Consider the following 16,401-nt stretch of genomic DNA (forward strand, 5'->3'; position numbering starts at 1 on the left):
TCCGGTAAGAAATTCATTGTTGTTTCCAACTTTTATTCTTTTATGGAGGTGTTACACATGATGTTTGGCAGATTTACAGAACGTGCGCAAAAAGTGTTGTCTTTGGCACAAGAAGAGGCCGTTCGTTTAGGTCATAATAATATTGGCACCGAGCATATTTTGCTGGGGCTGATTCGTGAGGGCGAAGGGATTGCAGCCAAGGCGTTAATCGCTCTGGGCTTGGGTCTTGAGAAAATTCAGGACGAAGTGGAAGCCTTGATCGGCAGAGGTCAAGAGCAGCCTACGAATATCGCTTACACGCCCCGCGCGAAAAAAGTGATTGAGCTGTCCATGGACGAAGCTCGCAAGCTTGGCCATACTTACGTAGGTACGGAGCATATTTTGCTCGGGCTGATCCGTGAAGGCGAAGGCGTAGCGGCTCGTGTTCTGAACAATTTGGGAGTGAGCTTGAACAAAGCGCGTCAGCAAGTATTGCAATTGCTCGGCAGCAGCGAAGTGGTGTCTACGAACCATGGTAACACCACAAATGCAAATACACCTACGCTGGACGGCTTGGCACGCGATTTGACGGCGTTTGCCAAAGATGGCAACCTCGACCCTGTAATCGGGCGCAGCAAGGAAATCGAACGCGTTATCCAAGTGTTAAGCCGCAGAACCAAGAACAACCCGGTATTGATCGGGGAGCCTGGTGTCGGTAAAACCGCTATTGCGGAAGGACTTGCGCAAAAAATCATTAACAACGAAATTCCGGAAACACTGCGCGACAAGCGGGTGATGACGCTCGATATGGGCTCTGTCGTAGCCGGCACGAAGTACCGCGGTGAATTCGAGGATCGTTTGAAAAAAATAATGGACGAAATTCGCCAAGCAGGCAACATCATCTTGTTCATCGACGAGCTGCATACGCTGATCGGCGCAGGCGGAGCGGAAGGCGCTATCGACGCCTCCAACATCCTGAAGCCGGCATTGGCGAGAGGCGAGCTGCAGTGCATCGGTGCCACAACATTGGATGAGTACCGCAAATATATCGAGAAAGACGCGGCGCTGGAGAGACGGTTCCAACCGATTACGGTGGATCAGCCTTCTCCGGAGGAAGCGATCCAAATTTTGCACGGATTGCGCGACCGCTATGAAGCGCACCACAGAGTGAAAATTACCGATGAAGCCATCGAGCATGCGGTAAAACTGTCCGACCGTTATATTACGGACCGGTTCCTGCCGGACAAAGCGATCGACCTGATCGACGAGGCCAGCTCCAAAGTAAGGCTTCGCTCCTATACGGTACCGCCGGATTTGAAGAAGCTCGAGAGCAAGCTGGAGGATATCCGCAAGGAGAAGGATGCGGCAGTGCAAAGCCAGGAGTTCGAGAAGGCGGCTTCCTTGCGCGACACCGAGCAAAAGCTGCGTGAAGAGCTGGATTCCACGAAGAACGAATGGAAAGAGAAGCAAGGCCGTACCGATTCCGAAGTGACTCCGGACGACATCGCTCAAGTCGTGGCTAGCTGGACCGGCATTCCGGTTGTGAAGCTGGCGGAGGAAGAAACCGAGCGTCTGCTGAAAATGGAGTCGATCCTGCACGATCGCGTCATCGGCCAAGAGGAAGCGGTCAAAGCAGTGAGCCGCGCCATCCGCCGCGCAAGAGCCGGACTGAAAGATCCGAAGCGCCCGATGGGCTCCTTCATCTTCCTAGGACCTACCGGCGTAGGTAAAACTGAATTGGCACGCGCGCTTGCGGAATCGCTGTTCGGCGACGAAAATGCAGTCATTCGGATCGATATGTCCGAGTATATGGAGAAGCATTCGACATCCCGTCTCGTCGGAGCGCCTCCAGGATATGTCGGCTACGAAGAAGGCGGCCAGCTGACGGAGAAAGTACGCCGCAAGCCTTACTCGGTCGTCCTGCTGGATGAGATCGAGAAAGCACATCCTGAAGTGTTCAATATTTTGCTCCAGGTGCTGGAGGACGGCCGTCTGACCGACTCCAAAGGACGTACTGTAGACTTCCGCAACACGCTGATCATCATGACCTCGAACGTCGGTGCCGATACGATCAAGAAAAATTCTTCGCTCGGCTTCACTGCAGCGCATGATGCGGGCAAAGATTACAACAATATGAAAGATAAAGTGATGGGCGAGCTGAAAAAGAGCTTCCGTCCGGAGTTCCTGAACCGGATTGATGAAATCATCGTGTTCCACTCTCTGGAAGAGCAGCACATTGCACAAATCGTGACGCTGATGGCCGACGATCTCCGCAAGCGTCTGAAAGAGCAGGAAGTGGACTTTGTTCTTACCGACAAGGCGAAAGCTTTCCTCGCCAAAGAGGGCTTCGATCCGACTTACGGAGCGAGACCGCTGCGCAGAGCGATCCAGAAGCATATCGAGGACCGGTTGTCCGAAGAGCTGCTTCGCGGCCAAATCACCAAAGGCGATTCGTTGACCATCGACGAAAAAGACGGAGAGCTGACCGTAGAACGCAATCAAGGTGTTGCAACATCTTCATGATTTGTAACGTTAAACATCCTGTACCCTTCTTTCGAAGGGGCAGGATGTTCTTTTTTTGTCTTTGGCATCATATATATTACGGCGGCGTCCTGTGAAGCTATACCGCACCGGCGGGCTTCAGTATGTCCAAGCCGGCGGACAAGCCGCTCGTAAAAACTTTGCTTTTACGAGACTTTTTTATACAATAGAAGGGTTTTCATAACCTCCACAAAATGGTAAACTTTGATAAGACATTAGGCAACGGATGGAATAACAGCAGGGAGAATAATAATGGCAAAGCAAAAGACGAAATTCTGCTGCCAGGAGTGCGGCTACGAGTCGCCCAAATGGCTTGGCAAATGCCCGGGATGCCAATCCTGGAACACATTTGTAGAAGAAGTAGAAACCATCACGAAAACACAAGGTATTAGTTCTTCTTTATTGAAGACGAAAGAAAAGCCTGTTTCTATCATACATATAAAAAGCAGTGAAGAGCAGCGTATCGTAACGCGAAACAAAGAACTGAACCGGGTGCTCGGCGGTGGCGTAGTCCCAGGCTCACTGCTGCTGGTCGGGGGAGACCCCGGCATCGGCAAATCGACGCTGCTTCTCCAGACATCACACGATCTGACCCTGTCCGGACAAAAGGTATTGTACGTATCGGGCGAGGAATCCGTGCGGCAAACGAAGCTGCGTGCAGATCGTCTGAATGCCTCGTCGGAACAATTGTTCGTATTGTGCGAAACGAACCTGGAATTGATTGAAGCGGCGATCGAAGAGGTGCAGCCGGATTTTGTTGTCATCGATTCGATCCAGACGGTGTATCACCCGGGCGTTCAATCGGCTCCGGGCAGCGTAGCGCAGGTTCGGGAATGTACCGGCCATTTTATGCGGGTCGCCAAGATTAAAGGTATTGCGACGGTACTCGTTGGCCATGTTACTAAAGAAGGGGCTATTGCAGGCCCAAGATTGCTGGAGCATATGGTGGACTGCGTCCTTTATTTCGAAGGAGAGCGGCATCACTCATACCGGCTGCTGCGAGCAGTCAAAAACCGCTTCGGTTCAACGAACGAAATCGGTATTTTCGAAATGCAGGAGAACGGCTTGGTGGAAGTGAACAATCCTTCCGAGTTGTTCTTGTCGGAGCGTCCATTAGGCGTCTCAGGATCGACGGTAGTGGCCAGCATGGAAGGGACACGGCCGGTGCTTGTCGAGCTGCAAGCGCTTGTTTCCTCCACGAACTTCCCTTCGCCGCGACGAATGGCGACAGGTATAGACCATAACAGGCTTTCGTTAATTATAGCGGTGCTGGAGAAACGAATCGGCATGTTTTTGCAAAATCAGGATGCGTATGTCAACGTAGCTGGCGGCGTCAAGCTCGATGAGCCTGCCGTTGACCTGGCGATTGCGGTGAGCATTGCTTCCAGCTTAAGAGAACAGCCTACACAGCCTTACGATGTTGTGTTTGGGGAAGTAGGCCTGACAGGCGAGGTACGGGGCGTATCCCGCGTGGATCAGCGGGTGAAGGAAGCGGAGAAGCTGGGCTTCCGGAGAGTCATTTTGCCGGAGAAGAGCTTGAAGGGCTGGACCCCTCCGAGCGGTATCGAGGTTATTGGCGTAAATACGGTGGCTGAAGCATTGAAGGCTGCCTTAGGATAAAAGCGGGTAATAGATCATGCAAGGCGACGAGACTTTCTGCCGGAAAGCCGAAGCAGTGCTGACGAAGAAGTAGGTTTTCCTACGGAAAACCCAGTTAAAGCTTACGAAGTAGGTTTTCCATCGGAAAACCCTTAGGAGGGACAACATGAGCAAGGAAGAAATAAAAAGGGACGTGATGAGCCAGCTGCTGCAAATGGTTGCGCCAGGCACGGCCTTTCGCGACGGACTCGAGAACGTGCTGCGGGCCAAAACCGGAGCGCTGATCGTGGTAGGCTACAGCCCCGAAGTGATGGAGCTTGTGGACGGCGGCTTTTCTATCAATTGCGACTTCTCGCCGAACTATTTGTACGAGCTGGCGAAAATGGACGGAGCCATTATTTTGAGCGAGGATCTGAAGCGGATTTTATATGCGAATACGCAGCTAATCCCCAATTCGTCCATCTCCTCGTCCGAGACGGGAATTCGCCACCGGACGGCGGAGCGGGTTGCCAAGCAAACTTCCAAGCTCGTCGTGTCCATCTCCCAACGCAGAAACGTCATCACGCTGTATCAAGGCAATTTGCGCTATGCCTTGAAGGATATCGGAGTGATTTTAACCAAAGCGAATCAGGCGATCCAAACTTTGGAGAAATATAAATCGGTGCTCGATCAAGCCTTAACGAACCTCGGCGCTTCCGAATTTGAGGAGCTGGTCACGCTGCACGATGTAACGAACGTCGTTCAGCGGATCGAGATGGTGCTTCGGATCAAAGCGGAGATTAAACGGTATATCAATGAGCTCGGAACGGAAGGGCGTCTTATCAGTATGCAGCTGGAAGAATTGGTTGGAGCTACCGAGCATGAGGCGCAACTTTTAGTCAAAGACTACGTAAGAGAATATCAAGAAGACAAAATTAAAGAAATTAACCAAAGCTTGAGACGCCTTGCGACGGATGAAATGCTCGATCATTCTCACATAGCGAGAATATTGGGCTATCCTCACTCCAGCATCAGCGCCGAGGAAACGGTCTCGCCTAGAGGATACCGGGTACTGAACAAAATCCCGCGGCTTCCGTCGGTCATCATTCACAATCTGGTAGAGCGGTTCCAGCAGCTGCCGCATTTAATGATGGCTACGATTGACGAGCTTGATGAAGTGGACGGAATTGGAGAAGTGCGCGCCCGTACCATCAAAGAAGGATTAAAACGAATTCAAGATCAAGTACTCATTGACAGACATATCTAACTTGCATACAATCAGAGGGTAGTCTAATATGACGAACATGTGTATTAGGGTACAGGAAACCAGAGGTGGACAATAACAATGCTAACTAAATCAATTCCCAACCTTTTTACAATAGGCAACTTGTTTCTGGGATTTATTTCGATCATTCTTGCCTTTAACAAGGAAGCGGAATGGGCGGCGATCATGGTAATTATAGCCATGCTGTGCGACGGTCTGGACGGCCGTGTGGCAAGAGCGCTGAATGCCCAGAGCGAGTTCGGCAAAGAGCTGGATTCTTTGTCCGATGTCATTTCGTTTGGTGTCGCTCCTGCGTTCATTATGTACGTGGTTGCGTTTACGGAGATGAATGCTGCGGCAGCCTGGATCATCACAGCCATTTTCCCGATTTGCGGAGCTCTCCGCTTGGCACGGTTTAATGTAGTGGCAGGCGTTCCAGGATATTTCATCGGTTTGCCGATTCCTGCTGCCGGAGGCGTGCTTTGTACGCTGGCGCTGTTTCATAACGAATTAAATACATTCGTATTGGTTTTGAGCACTCTGCTCTTGTCGTACTTGATGGTCAGCACGGTCAAATATCCTAACTTCAAAAAAGTAGGAATCCCGAAAAAAGCGATCTGGATTGCGCCGATTGTCGTCATCATCGCTGTGCTGCTGGCTTATCAGTATCCAAGCATGCTCTCCAAAATGATTTTCGTACCGTTGCTTCTTTACGCACTGTACGGCTTAAAAAAAAACGTTGAACGCCTTTTTCCGAAACGAAGAAGAAAGAACAAATCCATGGACGAAGTGAATTCCGAGACGAGATCCATGTAACGGCTGACGGCTCAGTAAACCATCCATGATTCGTCAAAAGCGGAAATGAAAAGCATTTATTTTCCTGAACGGGAAAGTAAATGCTTTTTTTATTTTTCTTTCGCAACGACGATTAGGCAGGAAACTTTTGGTTCATAATTGTAACGAGTGAAATTTTAAATTGAAAAGGTTGGAGGTGATTCTATGATGAAAAGATGGTTCCAATGTTTATTTGCAGTTATCGGAGGCGTGTTAGGCTATGAATGGAGTGATACCGTCGGACAACCATTTTTCAAAATCATAGAAACGGTATTCGGCGTGGAGCAGGTGCGGGGCGAAGCATACTGGATGATGCTGGCGGGAGTCGTGCTCTTTTATTTAATCAGCTCATGGGCTGTGAATTATGGATTGCAAAAAATGCAGCAAAGCGAAGAAAAGGTGTCTTCCATTCCCATTACGGATTTAATCGCAGGAACGGTCGGCATGGCTGTAGGATTGGTGCTTGCGGTTATTCTGCTTACGCCTTTCGAGCAAGCGGGATTGTATTCCCCTGTATTGCACGTCATTTTTACAATGATGCTGGGTGTTGTAGGGTTCCGGCTTGGCTATGCCAAAAAAGAAGAGCTCATCGTGCTGCTGGCCAAGGGGCGCTCGGCCAAGGACCGCAACCAAGGTGAAGGAAAAGGCTTCGAGGAGCATAAAATACTGGACACGAGCGTCATTATCGACGGCCGTATTGCGGACATTTGCAAAACCGGATTTATTGAAGGCACGCTGGTCATTCCTGAATTTGTATTAGAGGAGCTGCAGCATATCGCGGATTCCTCCGACTTGCTCAAGCGCAACAGAGGGCGCCGCGGGCTGGACATCCTTAATAAAATTCAAAAAGAGCTGGAAGTCAAGGTGCTGATCTATGAAGGAGATTTCGAAGAGATTTCCGAGGTGGACAGCAAGCTGGTCAAGCTGGCCAAAGTGCTGCAGGGCAAAGTCATTACGAACGATTTCAATTTGAATAAAGTGTGCGAGCTGCAGGGCGTTTCGGTGCTTAATATCAACGATTTGGCCAATGCGGTGAAGCCGGTAGTACTGCCGGGGGAAGAAATCTTGGTCCAGGTCATCAAGGACGGCAAAGAGCACGGACAAGGCGTCGCTTATCTGGATGACGGCACGATGATTGTAGTGGAAGGCGGACGCGACTTCATCGGGACCACGCTCGATGTGCTGGTTACCAGCGTGCTGCAAACGTCGGCCGGACGAATGATTTTTGCTAAACCGAAACTATTGGAAAAAGCTCTCTAAAACGTATATGATAGTGGGAGTGCGTGCTATACGGGAAGGATCATTTCCGGCGGCATAGAAGCAGGTAGTAGGTGAAGGCATGAATCAGCTGGGAGTAGTGATTGTAGCCGCGGGCAAAGGCTCGCGTATGGGCACGAAAGAAAGCAAACAATATTTGCACTTGAACGGCAAACCGATTCTTGTACATACATTGGCATTGTTCGAGCGGATTGCGGAGGTCGACACCATCGTTCTCGTAACCGGAACAGAGGACGTGGAGCGCTGCCGCGGCTATGTGGAGCAATACCGCCTTACGAAGGTGCGGCATATCGTCGCCGGCGGCAAGGAGCGTCAAGACTCCGTATACAAAGGGCTTCAGCAGCTGGAAGGCAGCGTCGAATGGGTGATGGTGCATGACGGCGTCCGGCCTTTTGCCGCGGAGGAGCATGTTATCGCGTGCTGGCGCAAGGTGATGGAGACTGAGGCCGCCGTGCTTGCCGTGCCGGTCAAAGATACGATCAAGGTAGTCGATCCGAGTGGGACGATCCAATCGACCCCGGACCGGCGCAGCTTGTGGGCGATTCAAACCCCACAAGCTTTTCGTCTTTCTTTGCTGCTGAACGCTTACCAGCAGGCGGAGAAGGACGCATTCCTTGGGACCGACGACGCCATGCTGGTCGAGAGGATCGGCACGCCGGTCCAGGTCGTCGAGGCGGATTACTACAATATCAAAATAACGACACCGGAAGATTTGCCTTGGGCGCAATGGATACTACAGAATGTCAGGGGAGAGGACAAACGATGATTCGAGTGGGACAAGGATTCGACGTACACCAGCTGGTGGAAGGAAGAAAGTGCATTATCGGCGGGGTAGACATTCCGTATGAGAAAGGGCTTCTCGGCCATTCGGATGCCGATGTGCTGCTGCATGCGATTAGCGACGCCATATTGGGGGCGCTCGGGCTTGGCGATATTGGCAAGCATTTTCCGGATACGTCCGCGGAATTTAAAGACGCCGACAGCTACAAGCTGCTGCTCGATGTATGGAAGCTGGCTAAGGAAGCGGGATATAAGCTCGGCAATATCGATTCGACGATCATTGCCCAGAAGCCGAAGATGGCTCCTTACATCCCGGCAATGGTTCAGCGCATAGCGGAAGCTTTGGAAGCGGACCCGTCGCAAGTTAACGTGAAGGCTACGACGACCGAGCAGCTCGGCTTTACCGGACGGGGCGAAGGAATCGCTGCGCAATCGGTTGTTTGTTTGATTCAAGATGTGCTATCATAAATTCAATTTGGCGGTTTTTTGAAACAAGAGAGGAGCGGCAGCTATGACACCATTTCGCGTAAGATACGCGCCAAGCCCGACCGGCCATTTGCATATCGGCGGCGCCCGTACGGCATTATTCAATTATTTGATAGCTCGCAAAAATAACGGTCAATTCATTATCCGGTTCGAGGATACGGATCAAACGCGTCATATGGAATCCGGAATCGGCAGCCAACTGGACGGTTTGAAATGGCTTGGCCTGGATTGGGACGAGAGCGTCGATGTCGGCGGTCCGTTCGGCCCTTACCGGCAAACCGAGCGTTTGGATTTGTATCGCCCTTTCGTGGAGCAAATGCTTCGTGATGGTCATGCATACCATTGCTATTGCTCGGAGGCCGACTTGGAGCAGGAGCGGGCAGAGCAGGAAGCTAAAGGCGAAATGCCGCGATATTCCGGCAGATGCCGTCATTTGACACCGGAGCAGATTGCACAGTTTGAAGCGGAGGGACGCAAGCCGTCGACTCGCTTCCGCGTTCCGGCCGACAAGATTATCGCATTCGAGGACCGCATCCGCGAGCACGTAGAGTTCGAATCGAACGGTATCGGCGATTTCATTATCGTGCGCCCTGACGGGATCCCGACCTACAACTTTGCCGTGATTCTCGATGATCATCTGATGAATATTACGCTTGTTATTCGCGGAGAAGAGCATTTGTCCAATACGCCGAGACAGATCTTGATGTATGAAGCGTTGGGACTGGCTGTTCCTGAATTTGCCCATTTGGCGCTGATTTTGAACCAGGACCGCAAAAAGATGAGCAAGCGCGACGAATCGATCATTCAGTTTATCGAGCAGTACCGGGAGCTTGGCTATTTGCCGGAAGCGGTGCTTAATTTCATTACGCTGCTAGGCTGGTCGCCTAAAGGCGAGGAAGAAATATTCACGAAGGAAGAGCTGATCGCCCAATTCGATCTTGACCGGTTGTCGAAGAGTCCGGCCGTGTTCGATATGGACAAGCTCAACTGGATGAATAACCAATATTTGAAAAAAGCGGACTTGTCCCGCGTTGTAGAGCTGGCAGTGCCTCACCTGCAAAAAGCAGGCCGCATTTCCGCTGAACTTACGGCGGAGCAGCAGGAATGGGTAAGCCGTCTGGTGGGCTTAAATCAGGACCGGATGAATTATGCGGCGGAAATCGTTCCGCTGTCCGAGCTGTTCTTCCAGGACGAGGTTTCGTGTGAAGACGACGAAGCGAAAGCGGTACTCTCCGAGGAGTTCGTTCCTGCGGTGCTGGGAGCTTTTCTGCAGCAGGTGGAGCAGGCGGAGTCGTTCGCCGTAGAGTCGATCCCAGCTATGCTGAAGGCCGTTCAGAAGGATACGGGCTATAAAGGCAAGCAGCTCTTTATGCCGATCCGAGTTGCCCTGACAGGGCAAATGCACGGTCCCGATCTGAATATGAGCCTGTACTTGCTGGGCAAGGAAAAGGTCGTTGCACGGCTGAAGAAGTTATTGTAAACCGTAAGGTTTTTCGTTATACTAAGTAACATTAATAACACGAGGCGTTGAACAGGAGAGTACGATTAAGCTGGGATTTACAGAGAGGGCAACCGGGCTCGCGAGGGCCTGGGCTGGAAGTTGTCCATTCCCGTTGATTGGAAATGCACCTGGGAGCCGTATCGACGAGCTGTTGTCCGTTTCGGAACGGAAGCAGGGTAGTCGTACCGAACACGTTCACGTTACGAACGACGAGATGGACGAGAACTGGGTCCAAAGCAGAGTGGAACCGCGCACTTTCACGCCTCTGCAGCCGTTATGGCTGTAGGGGCGTTTTTTATATTTGCTTCATTTGTGGGAAATTGATGATGGGGAGAAAGCAGGTGATTCATCTTGTTTAAGTACATGAAAGAAGACATCGAGACGATTTTCGAAAACGACCCCGCAGCCCGAAGCTGGTTTGAAGTAGCCTTTACTTATTCCGGACTGCACGCCCTATGGGCGCACCGGGTGGGGCACTGGCTTTATAAGAGAGGATGGTTCACGTCCGCAAGGATGGTTTCCCAATTCAGCCGCTTTATGACCGGAATTGAAATTCATCCCGGAGCCGTCATCGGCAGACGGTTTTTTATCGACCACGGCATGGGGGTTATTATTGGGGAAACTTGTGAAATCGGCAACGATGTCGTACTGTATCAAGGAGTAACATTAGGCGGTACCGGGAAAGAGAAGGGTAAGCGGCATCCTACCATAGGGAACAACGTCGTTATTTCCTCCGGCGCCAAAGTGCTTGGCTCCTTTACGGTAGGCGACAACTCACGGATCGGTTCGAATGCGGTAGTGCTGAAGGAAGTTCCGCCGAACAGCACGGTAGTGGGGATCCCGGGCATGATCGTGAAGCGTGATGGTGTTCGTATAGGCAAGCTGGATCACAATAACCTGCCGGATCCAGTCATTGATATGTTTCGGCAAATGCAGCAGCAAATTGACGAACTGAAGCAAACGGTTCAAGATTTACAGTCTAAGAACGGAGGCGTTCACGAGCATGGCGCTAAAAATTTATAATACGCTGACCCGCACAAAGGAAGAATTCAAGACCATTGAGCCGGGCAAAGTGAAAATGTACGTTTGCGGTCCGACCGTATACGATTATATTCATATCGGCAATGCGCGGCCGGTGATCTTTTTTGATGTGGTACGGCGCTACCTGGAGCATGCAGGCTATGAGGTCAATTACGTCGTCAACTTCACGGATGTCGATGATAAGCTGATCAAAAAAGCGGCGCAAATGGGAACGACAGTGCCGGAAGTGGCCGATACGTTCATTCAGAAGTTTTACGAGGATACGGAAGGCTTGGGCGTTCATAAAGCGACGCTGAATCCTCGCGTTACGGAAAATATCGATGAGATCATCGCCTTTATCGAAGGCTTGGTAGAGAAGGGCTACGCTTACGAAAACGGCGGAGACGTCTATTTCCGTACAACAAAGTTTGCGGAATACGGAAAGCTCTCCCAGCAAAACCTGGAGGAGCTCCAGTTCGGCATCCGTGTAGAGGTGGACGACCGCAAAGAGAATCCGCAGGATTTCGTATTGTGGAAGGGCGCCAAGCCGGGCGAAATTTCCTGGTCTAGTCCATGGGGGGAAGGAAGACCGGGCTGGCATATTGAATGCTCCGCCATGGTGCGCAAATATTTGGGCGAGACGATCGATATTCACGGGGGCGGCCAGGACCTGCAGTTTCCGCACCACGAGTGCGAAATCGCGCAGTCCGAATGTTTGACCGGCCACCCGATGGCCAATTACTGGATGCATAACGGCTACATCAATATCAACAACGAGAAAATGTCCAAATCGCTTGGCAACGGCGTCAACGTAAACCAGCTGTTGAAAACGATCAGCCCGCAAGTCATCCGTTACTTTATGCTGTCGGCTCACTACCGCAATCCGCTGAACTTCAGCGACGAGACGATCGAACAAGCGAAGAACGGCTTGACCCGGATTGAGAACTGTATTGCCAACATCAAGCACCGTCTTGCTAACGCTCCGGAGGGAGAAGCTTCAGCAGAGATCACCCAAGCGGTTGAAGCGGTAAAACACCTGTTCGAGAGCAAGATGGAAGATGACTTCAATACGCCGGATGCGGTAACTGCCGTATTCGAGCTGGTTAATATCGCCAACCCTTATGTGCAGCAGGAGCAGGTCACTCGCGGAACACTGTCCTTCTTGCTGGAGAGCTTTGAAACGATGGATCGCATATTGGGCATACTGACCAAAGCGGAGGAAGAGCTTCTGGATGAGGAGATCGAGCAGCTGATCATCGAACGGACAGAAGCGCGCAAGGCGAAGCAATGGGCCCGTGCCGACGAGATCCGCGACTTGCTGACAGAACGCGGCATTTTGCTGGAGGACACGGCGCAAGGTATCCGCTGGCGGAGGAAATGATGAAGGAACCGTTTTCCTTGGACTCGGACCTGTTCTGTTTCCCGCCGGCCAAAGACCCGAAGCAGCTGAATCCGATTGTGCTTGCTTATATCGGCGATGCGGTATACGAGGTGTTTATCAGGCAGTACGTCATTTCTCAGGCTAATCACCGGCCCAATCATCTTCACCGGTTGTCGACGAAGTACGTATCGGCCAAAGCCCAGGCCAAATCGCTGCAAGTGTGGATGCCGCTTCTTACCGAAGAAGAGACTGACATCGTGAGACGGGGACGCAACGCCAAATCGGGAACAACGGCCAAAAACGCAGACGTATTGGAATACCGTCATAGTACGGCGTTCGAGAGTCTGATCGGCTATTTATATTACACGAAGCAATTCGAGCGGCTTCAATATTTGCTCATGGTATCCATTGAACAAAACGAAGCTTGAGCACCGGCGGAAGCCGAAACCAGGAAGCCAAGCGCAACCTTTGGATTGCCTTGATAAGGAGAGACATGCAATGGAAGATTTTATCGCCGGCAAGCATTCAGTGCTTGAGGCTCTACGTTCGGGAAGAACCATCAACAAAATTTGGATTGCGGAAAATGCGCAAAAGCAGCTGACCCAGCCGATAATCGCCGAAGCGAAGCAGCAAGGGGTTATCGTTCAAACCGCGGATAAGCGCAAGCTGGACCAAATGGTCGAGAATGTGCAGCATCAAGGTGTCGTTGCCCAGGTAGCCGCTTACGATTATGTGGAAGTGGACGACATTCTTGAATATGCCCGGAGCCGCAACGAGGAGCCGTTCATCCTCATTTTGGATGAAATCGAGGATCCTCATAATCTGGGCTCCATTCTCCGGACGGCGGACTGTACGGGGGTGCACGGCGTCATTATTCCGAAGCGGCGTTCGGTCGGTCTCACCGCTACCGTGTCCAAAACATCGGCAGGCGCCGTAGAATATGTCCGTGTCGCCCGCGTTACGAATTTGGCGCAAACGATCGAGCAGCTGAAGGAGCAGGGCGTTTGGGTCGCCGGAACCGATGTGGCCGCGCCGCAGCCGCTGTACCAAACGAACCTGAATATGCCCCTCGCGCTCGTTATAGGGAACGAGAATAAGGGAATGGGCCGCCTCATAAAAGAAAAATGCGACTTTCTGCTGAAGCTTCCGATGTTCGGGCACATCAATTCTTTGAACGCGTCGGTGGCGGCGTCCGTCTTTATGTATGAAGTCGTCCGCCAGCGTTTGTCCGCGAAATAAAGAGCTAGCCAATGATCCAGGAAATCCTGATTGTCGACGGATACAACATTATCGGTGCTTGGCCCGAGCTGCAAAAGCTTAAGGATATCAGCCTGGAGGATGCGCGGGACCGGTTGATCGAGCAGCTTGCGGAGTACCAGTCGTTCTCGGGGACCAAGGTGCTCCTCGTTTTCGACGCCTACTATGTTCCTGGCCTTGGAGGAAAGTATACGCAAAGCAAGCTGCGCGTGTATTATACGAAGGAAAAAGAAACCGCAGATGAGCTGATCGAGCGGCTGGTAACCGAAAATATCGGCCGCCGCCGGCAAATTTACGTAGCCACGTCCGACATGACGGAGCAGCATGTGATTTTTGGTAAAGGGGCCTTTCGCGTGCCCGCGAGCGAGCTCTTGATCAAGATGAAGCAGTCGAAGCGGGATATCCGGCATAAAATTGAGGATGAGCCCACCGGCAAGCGCAATACGTTCGACAGCAAACTGACCGGCGAGATGCGGGATCTGTTCGAAAAATGGCGGAGAGGCCAGTAGAATTCAGGGTTAGCGGCATTTTCCTATCTGGAATTTGGTTGACGATAACAGATTACATAATGTATACTTATCCTATCTTTCAAGGGTAATAAAAATCGTAGTCTTGCTAGGCCGGAGGGATTGTCGGTGAGTGTCGACCTCAAAGAACTGAGAATGTACGAATATGACCTCAAGGCAGATGAAGACATTGTCGATGCGGTTCGCGAAGGTGACAGCGACGCATTGGAGTACTTGATTAACAAGTACAAGAACTTCGTTCGCGCCAAAGCGCGCTCTTATTTTCTAATAGGAGCAGACAGAGAAGATATCGTACAAGAAGGTATGATAGGTTTATATAAATCGATCCGGGACTTTCGTGGAGACAAACTCGCGTCCTTTAAGGCTTTTGCAGAGCTTTGCATCACTCGTCAAATCATTACGGCCATTAAGACCGCCACGCGCCAGAAGCATATTCCTCTTAATTCGTACGTTTCTTTGGACAAGCCCATTTATGATGAAGATTCAGACCGTACGCTCCTTGATGTCATCTGCGGTTCCCGTGTTACGGATCCGGAAGAGCTGATCATTAATCAAGAGGAATTCAGCGGTTTGGAAGACAAGATGGGAGAGATCTTGAGCGACCTGGAACGAAGAGTGCTGATGCTTTATTTAGACGGCCGTTCCTATCAGGAGATTGCGGTGGACTTGGACCGTCATGTCAAGTCGATTGACAACGCTTTGCAGCGTGTGAAACGAAAGCTGGAACGATATTTGGAAGTTCGAGACGCATAGTACGTGCACCCAGGCTCATATAGAGGGGTGCTTTATTTTTTTTGTATAAATTATCGGATATTTGAGGTTTACCTTGACTTTGCCATGTTAATACTAGCACTTATACGCAAAAGCCGATGAGCGGTTATGGTAGTGCTAGGTTTCCCTTGACACCCATATCGGGCTGTGCTAAAGTACATAGGTAGCCTTAAAACTGTAAGGCGTTTTTTTTGCTGAACCTTTAAGGTTTAAGGTAAAAATTTGAGGCTGGTCCGTAGGAGGTGTACATCATGCGGGTTATTATCACATTAGCGTGCACGAACTGCAAGCAAAGAAACTATACGTCCAATAAAAATAAGCGCAACCATCCAGACCGCATGGAGTTGAAGAAGTTTTGCAAGTTTTGCAATGAACATACCGCTCATCGCGAAACTAGGTAGTTTTTGGAGGTGTAGTTGTGTCCTTTTTGGCTAGAATGAAGCAGGGATTCGGCAACACGTTTTCTTTTTTTGCGGACAGCTGGTCCGAATTGAAAAAAGTGAAGTGGCCAAGTCGTAAAGAATTGATCAGCTACACGCTCGTTGTTCTCTTTACGGTTGCCTTTACGACAGTTTACTTCTACGTCCTTGATTTGGGTATTTCTGAGCTGCTTCGCCTTGTTTTTAAATAAAGCGGGAGCATAGGTGGCTAATATGGAAATGGAAAAAAGATGGTACGTAGTACATACCTATTCCGGGTATGAGAACAAAGTTAAGGCAAACTTGGAAAAACGCGTTGAATCGATGGATATGAAGGACAAAATCTTTCGTGTTCTCGTGCCGATGGAAGAAGAACTTGTGAACAAGGACGGCAAGAAAAAGACGGTAATGCGTAAAGTGTATCCGGGCTACGTTCTGGTCGAAATGATCCAGACCGATGATTCGTGGTATGTTGTGCGCAATACGCCTGGCGTAACCGGGTTTGTAGGTTCGACGGGGTCCGGCTCGAAACCGACTGCGCTGCTTCCTGAGGAAGTGGATGCCATTCTCAAACACATGGGTATCGAGGAGCCGAAGCCGAAGATCGACTTCGATCTGAAGGAAACCGTTCGTGTGAAAGTTGGGCCGTTCGCTAACTTTGTCGGATCCGTAGAAGAAATTCTTGTCGATAAGGCGAAGCTGAAGGTTCATGTGAACATGTTCGGTCGTGAAACGCCTGTAGAATTGGATTTCCATCAGGTGGAGAAGCTGTAATAGCGAGGTAC

The 16,401-nt window shown here is 50.8% G+C and carries 18 protein-coding genes; all 18 read left to right on the plus strand.

Translation table 11 applies throughout. The features are described 5' to 3' along the window. Positions 1 to 57: 57 nt before the first annotated feature. Positions 58 to 2,502, plus strand: a complete 2,445-nt coding sequence (gene clpC / locus DVH26_RS02055) for an ATP-dependent protease ATP-binding subunit ClpC (protein WP_239630927.1) — start codon at positions 58 to 60, stop codon at positions 2,500 to 2,502. Between the two features lie 270 nt (positions 2,503 to 2,772). Next, positions 2,773 to 4,140: a DNA repair protein RadA gene (radA, locus tag DVH26_RS02060; RefSeq protein WP_239630928.1), complete on the plus strand. Its 1,368-nt coding sequence runs from the start codon at positions 2,773 to 2,775 to the stop codon at positions 4,138 to 4,140. Positions 4,141 to 4,285: 145 nt separating this feature from the next. Then, positions 4,286 to 5,365, plus strand: a complete 1,080-nt coding sequence (gene disA, locus DVH26_RS02065; protein ID WP_239630929.1) for a DNA integrity scanning diadenylate cyclase DisA — start codon at positions 4,286 to 4,288, stop codon at positions 5,363 to 5,365. A gap of 78 nt (positions 5,366 to 5,443) precedes the next feature. Next, on the plus strand, positions 5,444 to 6,178 hold the full coding sequence (gene pssA / locus DVH26_RS02070) for a CDP-diacylglycerol--serine O-phosphatidyltransferase (protein ID WP_239630930.1): 735 nt from the start codon (positions 5,444 to 5,446) through the stop codon (positions 6,176 to 6,178). 183 nt (positions 6,179 to 6,361) lie between these two features. Next, positions 6,362 to 7,456: a PIN/TRAM domain-containing protein gene (locus DVH26_RS02075; RefSeq protein WP_239630931.1), complete on the plus strand. Its 1,095-nt coding sequence runs from the start codon at positions 6,362 to 6,364 to the stop codon at positions 7,454 to 7,456. Between the two features lie 79 nt (positions 7,457 to 7,535). Further along, entirely contained in the window at positions 7,536 to 8,240 is a 705-nt protein-coding gene (gene ispD, locus DVH26_RS02080; RefSeq protein WP_239630932.1) for a 2-C-methyl-D-erythritol 4-phosphate cytidylyltransferase, read from the plus strand. Continuing rightward, a complete protein-coding gene (gene ispF, locus DVH26_RS02085; RefSeq protein ID WP_239630933.1) occupies positions 8,237 to 8,722 on the plus strand; it encodes a 2-C-methyl-D-erythritol 2,4-cyclodiphosphate synthase in 486 nt (161 codons plus the stop codon). The genes ispD and ispF overlap by 4 nt, the downstream gene beginning before the upstream one ends. A 43-nt stretch (positions 8,723 to 8,765) precedes the next feature. Continuing rightward, positions 8,766 to 10,220, plus strand: a complete 1,455-nt coding sequence (gene gltX, locus DVH26_RS02090; protein ID WP_239630934.1) for a glutamate--tRNA ligase — start codon at positions 8,766 to 8,768, stop codon at positions 10,218 to 10,220. A gap of 133 nt (positions 10,221 to 10,353) precedes the next feature. Beyond that, positions 10,354 to 10,527, plus strand: a complete 174-nt coding sequence (locus tag DVH26_RS02095; RefSeq protein WP_239630935.1) for a hypothetical protein — start codon at positions 10,354 to 10,356, stop codon at positions 10,525 to 10,527. 77 nt (positions 10,528 to 10,604) lie between these two features. Further along, entirely contained in the window at positions 10,605 to 11,264 is a 660-nt protein-coding gene (cysE, locus tag DVH26_RS02100) for a serine O-acetyltransferase (protein ID WP_481857597.1), read from the plus strand. Then, the gene (gene cysS / locus DVH26_RS02105; protein ID WP_239630937.1) at positions 11,245 to 12,642 is read left to right on the plus strand and encodes a cysteine--tRNA ligase; all 1,398 of its coding nucleotides are present in this window, start codon (positions 11,245 to 11,247) and stop codon (positions 12,640 to 12,642) included. Before cysE ends, cysS begins: the two co-directional genes overlap by 20 nt. After that, positions 12,639 to 13,070 (plus strand): Mini-ribonuclease 3, encoded by a 432-nt coding sequence (locus DVH26_RS02110; RefSeq protein WP_239630938.1) that lies wholly within the window; start codon positions 12,639 to 12,641, stop codon positions 13,068 to 13,070. The genes cysS and DVH26_RS02110 overlap by 4 nt, the downstream gene beginning before the upstream one ends. Before the next feature lie 70 nt (positions 13,071 to 13,140). Beyond that, positions 13,141 to 13,881, plus strand: a complete 741-nt coding sequence (rlmB, locus tag DVH26_RS02115; protein ID WP_239630939.1) for a 23S rRNA (guanosine(2251)-2'-O)-methyltransferase RlmB — start codon at positions 13,141 to 13,143, stop codon at positions 13,879 to 13,881. Positions 13,882 to 13,892: 11 nt separating this feature from the next. After that, a complete protein-coding gene (locus DVH26_RS02120; protein ID WP_239630940.1) occupies positions 13,893 to 14,408 on the plus strand; it encodes an NYN domain-containing protein in 516 nt (171 codons plus the stop codon). Between the two features lie 126 nt (positions 14,409 to 14,534). Next, the gene (gene sigH / locus DVH26_RS02125; RefSeq protein WP_239630941.1) at positions 14,535 to 15,179 is read left to right on the plus strand and encodes an RNA polymerase sporulation sigma factor SigH; all 645 of its coding nucleotides are present in this window, start codon (positions 14,535 to 14,537) and stop codon (positions 15,177 to 15,179) included. Between the two features lie 269 nt (positions 15,180 to 15,448). Further along, positions 15,449 to 15,598, plus strand: a complete 150-nt coding sequence (gene rpmG, locus DVH26_RS02130; protein ID WP_079914997.1) for a 50S ribosomal protein L33 — start codon at positions 15,449 to 15,451, stop codon at positions 15,596 to 15,598. Positions 15,599 to 15,615: 17 nt separating this feature from the next. Beyond that, complete coding sequence (gene secE, locus DVH26_RS02135) at positions 15,616 to 15,828, plus strand: preprotein translocase subunit SecE (RefSeq protein ID WP_239630942.1); 213 nt, start codon at positions 15,616 to 15,618, stop codon at positions 15,826 to 15,828. Positions 15,829 to 15,856: 28 nt separating this feature from the next. Next, positions 15,857 to 16,390 carry a transcription termination/antitermination protein NusG gene (gene nusG / locus DVH26_RS02140; protein WP_239630943.1) on the plus strand — a complete coding sequence of 178 codons (534 nt, stop codon included), beginning with the start codon at positions 15,857 to 15,859 and terminating at the stop codon, positions 16,388 to 16,390. The last annotated feature ends 11 nt before the right edge of the window (positions 16,391 to 16,401 follow it).

The organism is Paenibacillus sp. H1-7, from assembly GCF_022354825.1.
GTDB lineage: Bacteria > Bacillota > Bacilli > Paenibacillales > NBRC-103111 > Paenibacillus_S.